This window comes from Tepidimonas fonticaldi, assembly GCF_001675355.1.
Taxonomy (GTDB): Bacteria; Pseudomonadota; Gammaproteobacteria; order Burkholderiales; family Burkholderiaceae_C; genus Tepidimonas; species Tepidimonas fonticaldi.
The window spans coordinates 336,387-350,516 of sequence record NZ_LZDH01000056.1; the positions used below are offsets into that span (position 1 = coordinate 336,387).

The following is a 14,130-nucleotide window of genomic DNA, read 5'->3' on the forward strand; positions in this document are numbered from 1 at the left end:
CCGGGGGTCAGCGGATGACTTTCCGGATGACCTCGATCAGTCGGTTCGGGTCGAACGGCTTGACCAGCCAGCCCGTGGCGCCCGCCGCACGGCCGGCCTGCTTCATCTGGTCGCTGGATTCGGTGGTCAGGATCAGGATGGGCGTGGCCGCGTAGTTGGGGTGCTCTCGCAGCTTACGCGTCAGGCCAATGCCGTCCAGCCGGGGCATGTTCTGGTCGGTGAGCACCAGGTCGAAACGCTGCTTTTGCGCCTTTTCGAAGGCATCGACGCCATCGACGGCCTCCACCACCTGGAAGCCAGCTCCCACCAGCGTGAACGAGACCATCTTGCGCATGGAGGCGGAGTCATCAACGGCCAGGATCGAGTGCATGGGCGGACCTTGTGGGTATGACGGGTTCAGAACAGTTCGATGGAGCCGGCGTCCATCTCGCTTTGGGTGACCGGGTTGGGATTCTGGGGCAGGTGCGTCACGACCATGCCGACCTCGTCCTCTTCGGGCTCCATCACCTGCTCGGCCAGCATGTACGCGCAGCCGCGCAGGACCTTGCCGGTGTGCACCAGCAGTTGGGTCGCCATGTCGTGGAACTGCAGCTCCAGCACGGCCTGATGGAGGGTTTGCCGCAGGTCTTGCATCTCCGGGGTGTCGTGCTCGGGGGCAAGGGCGTCCACCGCGGCGATCGCCCGGTTGAAGCGGTCCAGCAGGTTGCCCGTGGCATGGTCGAGCAGGCCTTCCAGGCGTTTGAGGTCGTTCATCGCCACCAGCAGCGAGTCCTGCAGGTCCGCCACCGCGCTCAGGCGGACGGGGACGGTGGGCTCGTCGCTGTCCTCGGACGGCGCGGGGCGGGGTTCGATCACGGTGACCTCTTCCCGCGGCCAGCGTCGGCGCTGCGGGGAAGGTTGGGGGGTGTCCGGATCTGACATGCTGAGGCCCTGCTGCAGTCCCATCGGGATGTGGTCATGTAAATATACCCCGGCTCAAGGGGGGGCTGGACCTGGGGCTTCATCGGATTTCGGCGAATCGTTGGACTTTCGTCACGACGACGGTGCCTGGCCAGCGCCGTTCGGGTGCCGGATGGGGCGCCTTTCGCCCACAATCACGGGGTGGCTGCAATACCCATTCCCGCCCGGCCCGCCGCACAACCCATGGATACCCCCGCTGCGTGAACGCCCTGCGCCTGCTTCATCTGGAGGACAACCCCGTCGATCACGGCCTGCTCGTGCGCGCCCTGCGCCGCGGCGAGGTCGAGGCCGAGGTCGTGCTCGTGGACACGCTGGAGGCTTTCCGCGCGGCCCTGGCGCCCGGTCAGCCGCCGTTCGATGCGGTGCTGGCCGACTTTCACCTGGGTGGCTTTTCGGGGTTGGAGGCGTGGGACTGGCTGCGCGAGGCCGGGATCGACCTGCCGTTCATCCTCGTGTCCGGGGCGATTGGCGAGGCGGCCGTGGCCGATGCCATGGTCCGCGGGGTGAGCGACTATGTGGACAAAGCGCAGCTGTCCCGCTTGCCCCGGGTGCTGCAACGCGCGCTGGAGCTGTCGGCCACGCGCCGTGCGCAGGCCGAGGCGGCGCGCGAGCTGGCTGCGTCCCGCCAGCGCCTGCTGGAGCTGACCGAGCATCTGCAAACCAGCATCGACCGCGAGCGCGCCGACATCGCGCGCGAGATTCACGACGACATCGGCGGGGCGCTGGCGGCGGTCAAGCTCGACCTGGCGTGGCTGGCCCGCCGCCTGACGGACGACGAGGCCCTGGGCCATGTGCGCTCCGCGCTGGGCATGGCCGAACACGCCCTGGGCGCCAGCCAGCGCATCATGCGCAACCTGCGCCCCGCGGTGCTGGACCAGGGGTTGATGCCCGCGCTGCAGTGGCTGACCCGCACCTTTGCCGAGCGCACCGGGCTGGATGTGGTGCTGCGGGGGCGCGTGCAAGGCGCACTGACCCCCCGGCAGGAGATGGTGGCCTACCGCACGGTGCAGGAGGCCCTGACCAACGTGCTCAAGCACGCGCAGGCGCGGCGCGTGACCATCGACGTGAGCGACTTGGAGGACCATCTGACCATCGAGATTGCCGACGACGGCCGGGGCGCTTCGCCGCAGGAGCTGGGCAAAGACCGTTCGTTCGGACTGCTGGGCCTGCGCGAGCGGGCGCAGTCCGTCGGCGGCTGGCTGGATGTGGTGACGGCCCCCGGCCAGGGCATGACGCTGATCTTGTCGGTGCCGCTGGCGGGTGCGGCCGCACCGAACGAAGCCGAGGAGGACGATCAATGATCCGAGTGGTGCTGTGTGACGACCATGCGGTGGTGCGGCGCGGCGTGCGCGACACCCTGATGGAGGCGACCGACATCCAGGTGGTGGCCGAGGCCGACAGCTACCCCGTGCTGCGCGAGGCGCTGCGGCGCGAAAAGCCCGATGTCTTGCTGCTGGACGTGGACCTGCCCGGGCGCAGCGGGCTGGAAATTCTCTCCGTGCTGCAGGAGGAGGGCAACCCCGTGCGCACCATCATGGTCAGCATGTACACCGAGGATCAGTATGCGATCCGCTGCCTGCGCGCCGGGGCGATGGGCTATCTGAACAAGGGGGGCGACCCCCAGGCCCTGATCGCCGCGGTGCGCACCGTGGCCCAGGGGCGCAAATACATCACCCCCGAGATTGCCGAGCTGCTGGCCAACCATCTGCAAGCCCCGGAAGGCGGCGAGTTGCACGACAGCCTGTCGGAGCGGGAGCTGCAGACCCTGCGCCTGATCGCCTCGGGCAAAAAGCTCTCGCAGATTGCCGAGGCGCTGATGATCAGCCCCAAGACGGTCAGCGTCTACCGTGCGCGCGTGCTGGAGAAGCTGGGCCTGAGCAACAACGCCGAGCTGACCGTCTACGCCATCCGCAACAAACTCGTGTGAGGCCCGGCCTCATATCCCGTACAGGTCCGCCAGCAGTTGCATGAGCCGGCGCACCGGTTCGGCCAGCAGCGGCATCGACGCGGCCACGCCGATCAGCCCCACCGACAGCGTCAGCGGAAAGCCAATCGCAAACACGTTCATCTGCGGGGCGATGCGCGAGATGATGCCCAGCACCACGTTGACGAACAGCAAAATCGCGATCAGCGGCAGCGCGATCCACAGGCCGTGAGAGAAGATGGCCGCCCCCAGCTCGTACAGGCGCATCTGGCGCAGCGCGGTCCAGGTGTCGTCCCCGACAGGGAAGGTGACGAAGCTGGCCGCCACCGCCTGGATGAGCAGCAGATGGCCGTTGAGCACGATGAACAGCAGCATCGTCGTGTTGCCGTAGAAGCGCCCCACGGTGCTGGCCTGCGACCCCGTGCTGGGGTCGAAAAAGCCCGCGTAGTTCAGGCCCATCTGCAGGCCGACGATTTCGCCGGCCATCTCGATCGCGGCAAACAGGATGCGCGCCGCCAGTCCGATGGACAGCCCGATGGCCAGTTGCTGCACCAGCGTGCCCAGCGCCTGCGGGCTGTTGAGCGATACGGTGGGTTGCACCGGCAACGCGGGCTGCACGCACACCGCGATGACGAAAGCCAGCCCGATGCGCGTGCGCATGGGCACCGAACGCGCCGAAAACAGCGGTGCCGCGGAAAACAGACCCAGGATGCGCAGAAACGGCCAAAAAATCGGCGTCACCCAGCCCATCAACTGGGCTTCGGTGAAGGTCAGAAACACCCCATCCATCGTATCGAGGCCGCCGACCAACCCGCGCTCAAACGGCGTAATCGGGGATGGCGAGCAGCACGCGGCGGATGTACTCGACCAGCGTGGTCAGCATCCAGGGGCCCGTGAGGGCGATGACGGCCACCGCCGCGATCAGCTTGGGCACGAAGGACAGCGTGGCCTCGTTGATCTGGGTGAGCGCCTGGAACAGGCTGATGACCAAGCCGACCACCAGCACCGTACCCAGGATGGGAGCGGCCACCGTCAGCAGGATGAACATCGCCTGCTGCGCGATCGTGAGGACGGCTTGCGGTTCCATGCGGTCGGTCCCTAGGGAGTGGCGAAGCTGGCGGCCAGCGAGCCGACGAGCAGGTTCCAGCCGTCGGCCAGCACGAACAGCATCAGCTTGAAGGGCAGCGCCACCAGCACGGGCGAGAGCATCATCATGCCCAGCGACATCAGCACGCTGGCCACGATCATGTCGATGACCAGGAACGGGATGAAGACCATGAAGCCGATCTGGAACGCGGTCTTGAGCTCGCTGATGACGAAAGCCGGCACCAGCACGCGCAGCGGCGCGTCGTCGATGCGGGTCTCGGGCGGCAGCTTGGCCAGGTTGACGAACAACTGAAAATCCGCTTGCCGGGTCTGGCCCTTCATGAACTCGCGCATCGGCACCTCGGCCGCCGCCACGGCCTGCTCGAAGCTGGCCTGCCCGGTGCTGTAGGGGCGGTAGGCGGTTTCGTAGACCCGATCGAACGTCGGTCCCATGACGAAGAAGGTGAGGAACAGCGACAGCCCGATGATGACCTGGTTGGGGGGCGAGGCCTGCGTGCCCAGCGCCTGGCGCAACAGCGACAGCACGATGACGATGCGGGTGAACGCCGTCATCATCAGCAGGATGGCGGGCAGGAAGGACAGTGCCGTGAAGAACAGCAGCGTCTGGATCGGCACCGAATAGCTGGTGCCGCCGGGACCTTGCCCAATCACCAGGGGCAGCTGTCCGGGCGGGGTTGGCTGCGCCCACAGCGCGCTGGCGCCGGCCGCCAGCGCCAGCGCCAGCGCGGCGCGCAGCCAACGGCGGTGCGCGCCGGTCATACCGTGGGCTCCCGCCGCTGCGGCTCGGCCGACAGGGCACGTGCCACATCCGCATACCGTGGGGGCGTCGCGGGGGCGCTTCCTGCAGGGGCAGCGTCGCCCGCGCTGCGGCGGCCGACCCCCAGCGGCTGGACGTGCAGCGTGCGCACATGCTGCGGCGTGACGCCCAGGGTCAGCTGCACCGCGCCGGCCGGGCCGTCCAGCTCCACGACGACGACGCGCTGTTGGGGGCCTACCATCAGCTGCGCGGTCACGCGCAGCGCCGCACCGCCGCCCACGGCACTGGCCTGCCGCCGGCGCAGCCACTGCACGCCCCAGGCCAAGGCCGCCAATGCGGCCAGCAGCCCCAGGGCGGGCAGCCACGCGGTCCAGTCCGGTGTCATGCCTGGCGTCCGTCGGCGTTCAATGCTTGCTCAGGCGGCGCAAGCGCTCCGACGGCGTCACGATGTCGGTCAGGCGGATGCCGAACTTCTCGTTGACCACCACCACCTCGCCTTGCGCGATCAAGTAGCCGTTGACCAGCACGTCCATCGGCTCGCCAGCCAGCGCGTCCAGCTCCACGATGGAGCCCTGTGCCAGTTGCAGGATGTATTTGATCGGCACCTTGGTGCGGCCCAGTTCCACCGACAGGGTGACCGGAATGTCCAGCACCATGCTGATGTCGTTGTTGCCGGTCGGCGCCGGCGCCGCGCCATCGAAGTGCGGGGCGCTCGCGAAGACGTCGTCGCTGCCGCCTCCGCTCCCGCCGGTCTGCTCTTGCAGCGCCTGGGCCCATTCGTCGGCCAGCGCCTGTTCGTCCACCGGGCCGGCCGGCGTGTCGTTTTCATTTGTCATAGTTCGTCGCTCCGTGTCCGTGCCAGCTCTTGTCGCTGCTGCGGATGGTGCGCACCACCTTCAGCGCGTATTTGCCGTTGTGCGTGCCGTATTCGCACTCCAGCACCGGCACGCCGTCCACTTTGGCCTGGATGATGCGCTGGCGCTCCAGCTCGATGAAGTCGCCCGGTTTCATCGCCAGCAGTTGCTCCACCGTGGCCTCGGCGGTGGCGAGTTCGGCCACCAGCTCGACCTCGGCGGCTTGGATCTCGTGGCTCAACAGCTTGACCCAGCGCCGGTCGACTTCCATCGAGTCGCCCTGGGTGTTGGAGTACAGCAGGTCGCGGATCGGCTCCAGCGTCGAGTAGGGGATGCACACGTGCAGCGACCCGGTGATGTCGCCAATCTCCAGCGTGAAGCTGGTGGAGACGACGATTTCGCTGGGGGTGGCGATGGTCGCGAACTGCGGCTGCATTTCGGAGCGCTGGTAGACCAGCTCCAACGGGTACACGCCTTTCCAGGCCTTTTTGTACTCCTCCGCCACCACGTCCACCATGCGGTTGATGACGCGCTGCTCGGTGGGGGAAAAGTCGCGCCCCTCGATGCGGGTGTGGAACTTGCCGGTGCCGCCAAACAGGCTGTCGATGACGCCGAACAGCAGCGTCGGCTCGCACACCACCAAGCCGCTGCCGCGCAGCGGGCGCACCGCCATGATGTTGAAGTTGGTCGGCACCACCAGCTCGCGCAGGAACATGCTGTACTTTTGCACCTGCACTGGGCCGACGGAGATTTCGGGGCTGCGGCGGATGAAGTTGAACAGGCCCACGCGCAGGTTGCGCGCAAAGCGCTCGTTGATCACCTCCATCGTGGGCATGCGCCCACGAACGATGCGCTCTTGGCTGGAGAGGTCGTAGGAGCGGATGCCGCCGGTCTGCACCTCCTCCTTGGTCAGCTTCTGGCTCTCGCCGGTGACGCCCTCGAGCAGGGCGTCGATCTCGTCCTGGGACAAAAACGCGTCGCTCATGGTGTCGTGGGGCGCAAGGGCGGGCGGGGATCAGCGGGGCGGTGGCCTCACTGGACGATCAAGCTGGAAAACAGCACGGCTTCGACCGGGCTGTAGCCGCGGTACTCCTCCATGCCGGTGGTGGTGCGCACCAGGTCGAGGATGTCCTGGGCGAGCTGCTCCTTGCCTTCGGCACTCAGGAGCTGGTCTGCCGTGCGGCGGGAAATCTGCATCAGCACGCCGTTGCGGATGGCGGGCATGAACTTCTTGACCTCTTCGGCGACCTTGGCATCCTCCACCTGCAGGGTGATGCCCACTTGGGCGTAGCGCGTGGAGCCCTGGTCGGCCAGGTTGACCACGACGGCCTCCAGCGGCATGAAGGTCGGCGGGCCGGCGGGGGCCTTTTTCTTGGGTTTGGCCTTGGCTTCCTTGGCGGGTTCGTCGCCGGCTTCTTCGTCGTGGCCGCCCTTGAGCAGGAAGAAGGCCGCCGCGCCACCGCCCGCGAGCACCACCAGCAGGACGATGATGATCAGCAGGAGTTTTTTGCTCTTGGGTTTTTCACCGCCGGCGGCGGCTGCAGCGGGTTCGGCCATGGTGTCGGTGGCGTGTAAAGAAGTGAGGACGAGAGCCGACGATGGGCCGCCGGCACGGTGACCGCACCTATTGTGTCACGGGTCATGCGTGCCGACGCCGATGCCTGCATTGTGATGCCACCCGTCGCCCCGACCAAAGCCCGAAAAGCCCACCCGCACCCGGGCTGTTCGGAGGATGGGCGGTGTTCAGGCGTAGACGTCCAGGCCCGCGCGCCCGCTGGGCCCCCGCAGCAGAACGCCCTGGCCGGCGCGGGCGGGTTCGGCCGTGGCGACGGGGGCGAGGCCCATGCGGATCGAGCGGGGGCTCGCATCCGCGGGCGGCTGCCCTTGACCTTGGGCAAATTGCCCGCCGACGTCCACGCCGCCCAGCGTCAGGCCGACACGGGCCAGGGCCTCGGCCAGCGCGGCCGGCGCCTGCGCCTGAATGAGCTGGCGCATGGCACCGTCGTCCGTGCGGAACAGCACCTGCGCCACCCCATCGGTCACGGTCAGGTCCACCCCCAGCGGGTCGTCCGTGCCCTCCTGGAGCGAGAAGCTGGCGCGCTGCGACTTGCCGGCGGTCCACAGGCTGACCTGAGCCCCCAGGGACTCGAACGCGTCACCCAGGGCCTGGCCGAGTTGCAGGCCGAAGTCGGACGCTTCCGGGCCCGAACCGCCGGCGGCGGTGGGCGACGGGGCGTCTGGCGTGGCCGGGCCGCCGGTTCGCAGTGCGTCGGGGGTGCGTTCCGCCTCGCGCCGCTCGCCGGGGTGGGTGGATGTCTCCGCCCGCTCCATCAGCGCCGCGGGGGACGGTGCGGTGGGCGCCGTCAACGCGGTGGCATCGCTGGGGTGGCGGTCGGTCCGTGTGGTCGGTGCCAGCGGGCCCGCGGCCCCATCGGGTGCGGACGCCTCGCGCTGCGCCAGCCGGCCATTGGCCTGGGCCGCGCCGGGCGACCGTTGCTTGGAGCGCGCCACGGTGGAGACCCAGTTGCCCCACGGCGTGTCGGATGCCGTGGCCTGCATGAGCTGGCCCAGCCCGCCGCCTTTGGCCAAATCCGCGACCGGGTGGGCGGAGGCGGAGACCAACGGGGCGGCCGGGTCGCCGTCGGTGGGGGCTTCCGTCCCCGTGCGCGGGGATGCCGCTGTCAGCGCCGTCAGGTCGGCGGTGCTGGCTGGCGTGTCACTGGGAATAGGATTCGCGGCATCCGATGCGGGCGGCTGCAGCGCGGCGGCGGGGGTGGCCGCTGCCATCAGGGCCGCGGCGGTGTCGGGCAGGGCGTCCGCGCGGGGAGGGCGTTTGGTGATCTCCTCCGCGCGCGGATCGTCTTTGGCGGCCGCGTCGGTACTGGCCTCGGCGCTGGCCTCGGCATCGCACAGCCCGGTGGCGTCGTCGGCGCACAAATCGGCCAAGAGCTGCGCGAACGGGTCGCCGCCCTGTGGGTCAGCCGCGTGGCTGCGCTGGCCCTGCGGACCCTGGGGCCGGTGGGTGCCGTGTGCAGACGTGGCCGGGGGGAGCGATTCGGCTTTCATGGGCGTTCTCCGTCAGGGATGGAGCGTGTGGCGGCGCCGGTGGAGCGTGGCGGCCATCTCGTCGTTGGCTTTTTGCTCCAGGCGCTGCAGGTGCTGGTGCCAGTCCTGCTGCCAGCGTTGTTGCACCCGCTTCAGCGTGGCCAGCTCGCGTTCGGCATCGCGCAGCCGCCCTTCGTGGTGGACGATGCGCTCGTCGAGCTGCTGCAGCGTCTGGGTCTGGAACGTGATGGCGTCCTCCAGCTTGGCCATGAACTGTCGGTGGGTGGCCAGCAGCGTGGGCGACACGCCGACGGTGGCGCGCTGGTGCCAGCGGGCTTCGGCGTCCTGGGTGTAGGCCTGCAACTGCGCCATCTGGGCATCGGCGCCCTGGCGCTCCTGGCGCACGCGGGCCAGCGCTTGCGCGGCTTCGTCGCGGCGGCGCTCGGCCAGCTCCAGCAAAATCCCCAGATCGCGCGGCTTGTTCATGCACGGCCTCCTGTCGCGTCGCGGCCGCTGCGGGCGGTGGCGGGCTGCAGCACCTCGGCCAGCCGTTGCACACTCTCCTGGAAGGGGGCGCATTCGCGCATGTCCTGCATCAGCAGGCCTTGCATGGCCGGCTGCAACTGGATGGCCAAGTCGGTTTCCGGGTCGCTGCCCGGCACATAGGCGCCCAGTTGGATGAGGTCGCGGCTCTTCTGGTAGCGCGAATACAGCTGCCGGAATCGCCGCGCCAGCGCCCAATGCGTTTCGTCCACCACGTTGTGCATGACGCGCGAGGCGGACGCTTCGATGTCGATCGCGGGGTAGATGCCCGACTCGGCGAGCGCGCGCGACAGCACGATGTGCCCGTCCAGAATGGCGCGCGCGGCGTCGGCGACCGGGTCCTGCTGGTCGTCGCCTTCCGACAGCACGGTGTAGAACGCGGTGATGGAGCCGCCGCCCTCCGGGCCGTTGCCGGACCGCTCCACCAACTGCGGCAAGCGCGCGAAGGCACTGGGGGGGTAGCCTTTGGTGGCCGGCGGCTCCCCGATGGCGAGTGCGATTTCGCGTTGCGCCATGGCGTAGCGGGTGAGCGAGTCCATCAGCAGCAGGACGTGGCGGCCATCGTCGCGAAAGCGCTCGGCGATCGCGGTGGCGTAGTGCGCGCCCTGCAGCCGCACCAGCGGGGGGGCGTCCGCTGGTGCGGCCACGACCACCGCGCGGCCGCGGTCCTGCGCGCCCAGGATGTCTTCGATGAACTCCTTGACCTCGCGCCCGCGCTCGCCGATCAGGCCCACGACGATGACGTCGGCCTGGGTGTAGCGCGCCATCATGCCCAGCAGCACGCTCTTGCCCACGCCAGAGCCGGCGAACAGCCCCAGGCGCTGCCCGCGCCCCACCGTGAGCAGCGCGTTGATCGCGCGCACCCCGGTGTCCAGCGGCTGGCGCACGGGCGCGCGGTTCATGGCGTTGATGGGCGGCCGCTCCAGCGGCTGCACCTGCACCCCGTGTAGCGGCCCGCCGTGGTCCAGCGGGTGGCCGTAGGCATCCACCACACGACCGAGCAGGCCATCGCCCAGCGGCAGGCGCAACACGCCCCGGTCGTTGGGCACGATGGGGTGCGGGGCGTCCCCCAGGCGGGGGCGCGGGCGGTAGGGGGGCAGCGGCCGCACGCGGGCGCCGGGGGCCAGGCCCATGACTTCGCTGGCCGGCATCAAAAACGCCCGGTCGCCCGAAAAGCCCACGACTTCGGCCAGGACGGCCGCCTCCGTCGCGGTGGGGGGGGCGAGCGGATCGGGGTTGGGGTCGATGATGCACTGCGAGCCGACCGGCGTGCGGATGCCCTGCGCCTCCAGCACCAGACCGGCCAGCCGCGTCAGCCGGCCGCTGGCCTCCAGCGGCGTCGGCTGCTGGGCGGCCTGCCGCGCGGCGGCCAAAAACTGCTCCCAGGTGGACGGTTCAGCCATGGTCGGCACCCTCACTTGCCCACGACAGGTCCAGCCCCAGGTTGCCCACCGCGCGGGCCCAGCGGCGCTCGACGGTCGCGTCCACCGAGCCCTGGGCCGTCTCGAGCACGCAGCCACCCGCGGACACCCGCGCGTCCGGCACCAGGGTGACGCGCTGGCGGGCCAGGGCGTCGGCCATCAGCGGCTCCAGCCGCTGGGCATCGTCGGGGTGGAGCCGCAGCACCGCGGGCCGGGCGTCGTTGGTCAACAGCGACAGCGCCTCGTCGACTACGGCGCGCACGGGCTCCAGCGGTTGGGCCAGCTCCCGCCGCACCACTTGGCGCGCAATGTCGCAGGCCAGCAGCAGCAACTGGTCGGCCAGCGTGCGCTGCACCGCATCCAGCTGGGCTTGCGCGGTGGCCAGCAGGGCGGCAAAGCGCTGCGCGTGTTCCTCCGCCTGCTGGCGCAGCGGTTCGGTCAGGGCCTCGCGCGCCTCCTGCGCGCCCGTCTGGCGGCCCTGCTCGAAACCTTGCGCAAACGCCTGGGCGCGGACCTCCTCGAGCTGCTCGGCGGTGACGGCGGGCTCCTCCTGCGCTTGGCGGGCGGCGCGCCGGGCGGCATCGTCCACGGGCTCGAACGTCCAGGACGAGACGGCCTGCACCTCCTCGCGCGGGATGAAGCGCTGGTAGGGGTGGCCCCCGCGGTTAGACGAAGGCATCGTCGCCGCCTCCACCCAGCACGATCTGGCCCTCGTCGGCCAGACGGCGCACGATCTTGAGGATTTCCTTCTGCTGCGCCTCCACCTCGGACAGGCGCACCGGGCCGCGCGACTCGAGGTCTTCCTTGAGCGCCTCGGCCGCGCGGCTGGACATGTTGGACAGGATTTTGTCGCGCAGCTCCTGCGAGGCGCCCTTGAGGGCGACCACCAGCGCGTCCGACGACACCTCCTTGAGCACCATCTGCAGCGACTTGTTGTCCAGTTTGAGCAGGTCCTCGAAGGTGAACATCTTGTCCATGATCTTTTGCGCCAGATCCGGGTCCTGCTCGCGGATGGCGTCGATGACGCTGGCCTCCAGGCTCGTGCCCAGCAGGTTGATGATCTCGGCGGCGGTCTTGACGCCGCCCAGCGAGCTCTTGCGGATCTTGTCGCCGCCGGCCAGCACTTGGTAGAGCGCCTCGTTGAGGTCCTTCAGCGCCGTGGGCTGGATGCCTTCCAGCGTGGCGATGCGCAGCATCACCTCGTTGCGGGTGCGCTCGGTGAACTGCTTGAGGATGTTGGCGGCGTGATCCTGGTCCAGGTGCACCAGGATGGCGGCCAGGATCTGCGGATGCTCGTTGCGCAGCAGTTCGGCGACCGAGATCGGGTCCATCCACTTCAGGCTCTCGATACCGGAGACGTCGCCGCCCTGCAGGATGCGGTCGATCAGCAGAGCCGCCTTGTCGTCGCCCAGCGCGCGTTTGAGCACCGAGCGCACATAGTTGTCCGTGTCCGACACCAGCAGGCTTTGCGACTGGGCTTCGCGCGTGAAGCGCTCGATGACCGATTCGACCTTCTCTTTGGGCACGGCGCGCATGCGTGCGATCGCCTCGCCCAAGCGCTGCACCTCCTTGGGCGAAAAGTGCTTGAAGACCTCGGCAGCCTCCTCCTCGCCCAGCGACATGAGGAAGATGGCCGCTTCCTGCAATCCGTCGTCCGTGTCAGCCATGTGCGCTCATACCCGTTGCCGGCTGGCTCAGGCGGTGGCCCCTTCGCCGCTGATCCAGCCCTTGATGATGTTGGCCACGGCGACCGGGTTTTCTTTCGCCAGCCGGCGCGCGTCGGCCAGCCGCAGCTCTTCAGGGGTGGGCTCATTGTGCACCGGTTGGGGCAGGCTGGGGCGTTCCACCACCTCGCCCACTACCGCCTCGAGCTGGCTGCCCGGGCCGGGCAGGGCGGCTGTGCCCGCCGCATTCGCCCCCGCGCCCGCATTGCCGGCTGGCGGGGCCTGCATCATCTTCAACGCCGGACGGACCATGCCCAGGAAGAGGATCAGACCGAGTGCCAGCATACCCAGGGGGCCGGCCAGGCTGCGCAGCCAAGCCTGGGTGTCGGGGTTCTGGTACCAAGGGATTTCCACCGGCTCCACCCGCGGCTGGTTGAACGGAGCGTTGACCACGTTGACCGAGTCGCCACGCTCGCCGTTGTAGCCGATTGCCTCGCGCACCAAGGCTTGGATCTGCTCCAGCCGCTCGGGCGGCAGGGCGGCGGCGGCCGGGCCTTTTTTGGCGTCCGGGCTGGGCAGGTGGTTGATCACCACGGCCGCGCTCAGCCGGCGCACCGTCCCCGTCGCGCCCCGGGTGACCGAGATGGTCTTGTCCACCTCGTAATTGACCACCTGCTCGCGCCGGCGCGGCCCTTCCGCCGTGGTGCCGGCGACGTTGCCATTGCCCACGACGCCCACCGGCGGCGCAGCCCCGTTGATGGGCGCGGTCGTCCCCGTGGGGGCGACGTTGGAGACGGCCCCGGGCACCCCGTTGGGCTGTGGTGTGCCAGGCCCGTTTTCCTCCACGGTCTGCGAGCTGCGCACCGCCGCCGGCTCGGTACCCTGGTTGGGCCGGTGCTGTTCGCTGGTGCGCTCGGTGATCGAGAAGTCCACGTCCGCCGTCACGGTGGCGCGCACATTGTCGCGTCCGACCACCGGCTCCAACAGGTCCAGCACCCGCTGGGTGTACATCTGCTCCAGCATGCGCACATATTCCAGTTGGCGCGAATCGATGCCGCCATCGCCCTCGGCCCGCTGCGACAGCAGGTTGCCGTGCTGGTCGATCACGCTGACCGCCTTGGGGTCCATCTCCGGCACGGAGCTGGCCACCAGGTGCACGATGCCCGCGACCTGGGTGCGGTCCAGCGTGCGGCCGGGGTGCAGCGTCAATACCACGCTGGCCGAGGGTTTTTGCTGCTCGCGGAAGAACCCGTTCTGGTTGGGCAGTGCCAAATGCACGCGCGCATCGGCGACCGAGTTGATCGACAGAATCGTGCGGGTGAGCTCGCCCTCCAGGCTGCGCTGGAAGTTGACCCGCTCCTGGAACTGCGTCATACCCAGGCGTGTCTGGTCCATCAGCTCGAACCCCGTCACGGCGCCCTTGGGCAGCCCCTGGCTGGCCAGCTTCATGCGCAGGTCGTTGACGCGGTCGGCCGGCACCAGGATGGCCTTGCCGCCGTCGGCGTGCTTGTACGGCACGTTCATTTGCGACAGTTGGGCCAGCACCGCCCCGCCGTCCTTGTCCGACAGGTTGGCGTACAGCACGCGGTAGTCCGGCTGATTGGCCATGTAAAACGCCGTGGCCAGCACGGCCACCATGGCAAGGACGCCAGCCCCCAACGACAGCTTGCGCCCCGTGCTCAGGCGTTGCCAGCCGGCAACCAGCGGCGAGGGCTGCCCCGTCGGGGCGGGCAGGGCGGGGTCCAGTTCGGCGGAAGTAGCCATGGCACGGATTATCAAAACCCGTCCCCGCGCGCTAAAGCCCGAACACCCGGGTTTTTGCCGGCCTCTTTGCGCTTAAGTCGGCGGGCGATGC

17 protein-coding genes are annotated in these 14,130 nt (G+C 69.2%); 2 read left to right on the forward strand and 15 right to left on the reverse strand.

Features of this window, described 5'->3' with window-relative positions; genetic code table 11:
- Positions 1-7 precede the first annotated feature (7 nt).
- Both A9O67_RS07350 and A9O67_RS07355 read right to left on the reverse strand, forming a co-directional pair.
- Positions 8-370 carry a response regulator gene (locus tag A9O67_RS07350; protein ID WP_068608879.1) on the reverse strand — a complete coding sequence of 121 codons (363 nt, stop codon included), beginning with the start codon at positions 368-370 and terminating at the stop codon, positions 8-10.
- A gap of 26 nt (positions 371-396) precedes the next feature.
- Positions 397-852 (reverse strand): hypothetical protein, encoded by a 456-nt coding sequence (locus tag A9O67_RS07355; protein WP_068609844.1) that lies wholly within the window; start codon positions 850-852, stop codon positions 397-399.
- A gap of 308 nt (positions 853-1,160) precedes the next feature.
- Between A9O67_RS07355 and A9O67_RS07360 the strand changes: the two genes are divergently transcribed.
- Positions 1,161-2,261, forward strand: a complete 1,101-nt coding sequence (locus tag A9O67_RS07360) for a hybrid sensor histidine kinase/response regulator (RefSeq protein WP_068608881.1) — start codon at positions 1,161-1,163, stop codon at positions 2,259-2,261.
- Positions 2,258-2,887 carry a response regulator gene (locus tag A9O67_RS07365; protein WP_068608883.1) on the forward strand — a complete coding sequence of 210 codons (630 nt, stop codon included), beginning with the start codon at positions 2,258-2,260 and terminating at the stop codon, positions 2,885-2,887. Before A9O67_RS07360 ends, A9O67_RS07365 begins: the two co-directional genes overlap by 4 nt.
- Positions 2,888-2,896: 9 nt before the next feature.
- On the opposite strand, the gene fliR is transcribed toward A9O67_RS07365, so the two are convergent.
- The 13 genes from fliR to fliF form a co-directional block, all read right to left on the reverse strand.
- On the reverse strand, positions 2,897-3,673 hold the full coding sequence (gene fliR, locus A9O67_RS07370) for a flagellar biosynthetic protein FliR (RefSeq protein ID WP_068608884.1): 777 nt from the start codon (positions 3,671-3,673) through the stop codon (positions 2,897-2,899).
- Positions 3,674-3,701: 28 nt separating this feature from the next.
- Complete coding sequence (gene fliQ, locus A9O67_RS07375) at positions 3,702-3,971, reverse strand: flagellar biosynthesis protein FliQ (protein WP_068608886.1); 270 nt, start codon at positions 3,969-3,971, stop codon at positions 3,702-3,704.
- A gap of 11 nt (positions 3,972-3,982) precedes the next feature.
- Positions 3,983-4,750, reverse strand: a complete 768-nt coding sequence (gene fliP, locus A9O67_RS07380; RefSeq protein WP_068608888.1) for a flagellar type III secretion system pore protein FliP — start codon at positions 4,748-4,750, stop codon at positions 3,983-3,985.
- Complete coding sequence (locus A9O67_RS07385; RefSeq protein ID WP_068608890.1) at positions 4,747-5,133, reverse strand: FliO/MopB family protein; 387 nt, start codon at positions 5,131-5,133, stop codon at positions 4,747-4,749. The genes fliP and A9O67_RS07385 overlap by 4 nt, the downstream gene beginning before the upstream one ends.
- Before the next feature lie 19 nt (positions 5,134-5,152).
- The gene (gene fliN, locus A9O67_RS07390; RefSeq protein WP_068608892.1) at positions 5,153-5,584 is read right to left on the reverse strand and encodes a flagellar motor switch protein FliN; all 432 of its coding nucleotides are present in this window, start codon (positions 5,582-5,584) and stop codon (positions 5,153-5,155) included.
- The gene (gene fliM, locus A9O67_RS07395; protein WP_068608894.1) at positions 5,574-6,587 is read right to left on the reverse strand and encodes a flagellar motor switch protein FliM; all 1,014 of its coding nucleotides are present in this window, start codon (positions 6,585-6,587) and stop codon (positions 5,574-5,576) included. The genes fliN and fliM overlap by 11 nt, the downstream gene beginning before the upstream one ends.
- Before the next feature lie 47 nt (positions 6,588-6,634).
- A complete protein-coding gene (locus tag A9O67_RS07400) occupies positions 6,635-7,159 on the reverse strand; it encodes a flagellar basal body-associated FliL family protein (protein ID WP_068608895.1) in 525 nt (174 codons plus the stop codon).
- Positions 7,160-7,345: 186 nt separating this feature from the next.
- On the reverse strand, positions 7,346-8,668 hold the full coding sequence (locus A9O67_RS07405) for a hypothetical protein (protein ID WP_068608897.1): 1,323 nt from the start codon (positions 8,666-8,668) through the stop codon (positions 7,346-7,348).
- Between the two features lie 12 nt (positions 8,669-8,680).
- A complete protein-coding gene (gene fliJ, locus A9O67_RS07410) occupies positions 8,681-9,133 on the reverse strand; it encodes a flagellar export protein FliJ (protein ID WP_068608899.1) in 453 nt (150 codons plus the stop codon).
- Positions 9,130-10,593, reverse strand: coding sequence for a flagellar protein export ATPase FliI (gene fliI / locus A9O67_RS07415; RefSeq protein WP_068608901.1), 1,464 nt, complete (start codon positions 10,591-10,593; stop codon positions 9,130-9,132). Before fliI ends, fliJ begins: the two co-directional genes overlap by 4 nt.
- Positions 10,586-11,290, reverse strand: a complete 705-nt coding sequence (locus A9O67_RS07420; RefSeq protein ID WP_068609846.1) for a FliH/SctL family protein — start codon at positions 11,288-11,290, stop codon at positions 10,586-10,588. Before A9O67_RS07420 ends, fliI begins: the two co-directional genes overlap by 8 nt.
- On the reverse strand, positions 11,277-12,278 hold the full coding sequence (fliG, locus tag A9O67_RS07425; protein WP_068608903.1) for a flagellar motor switch protein FliG: 1,002 nt from the start codon (positions 12,276-12,278) through the stop codon (positions 11,277-11,279). Before fliG ends, A9O67_RS07420 begins: the two co-directional genes overlap by 14 nt.
- 27 nt (positions 12,279-12,305) lie before the next feature.
- A complete protein-coding gene (fliF, locus tag A9O67_RS07430) occupies positions 12,306-14,039 on the reverse strand; it encodes a flagellar basal-body MS-ring/collar protein FliF (RefSeq protein WP_068608905.1) in 1,734 nt (577 codons plus the stop codon).
- Positions 14,040-14,130 lie beyond the last annotated feature (91 nt).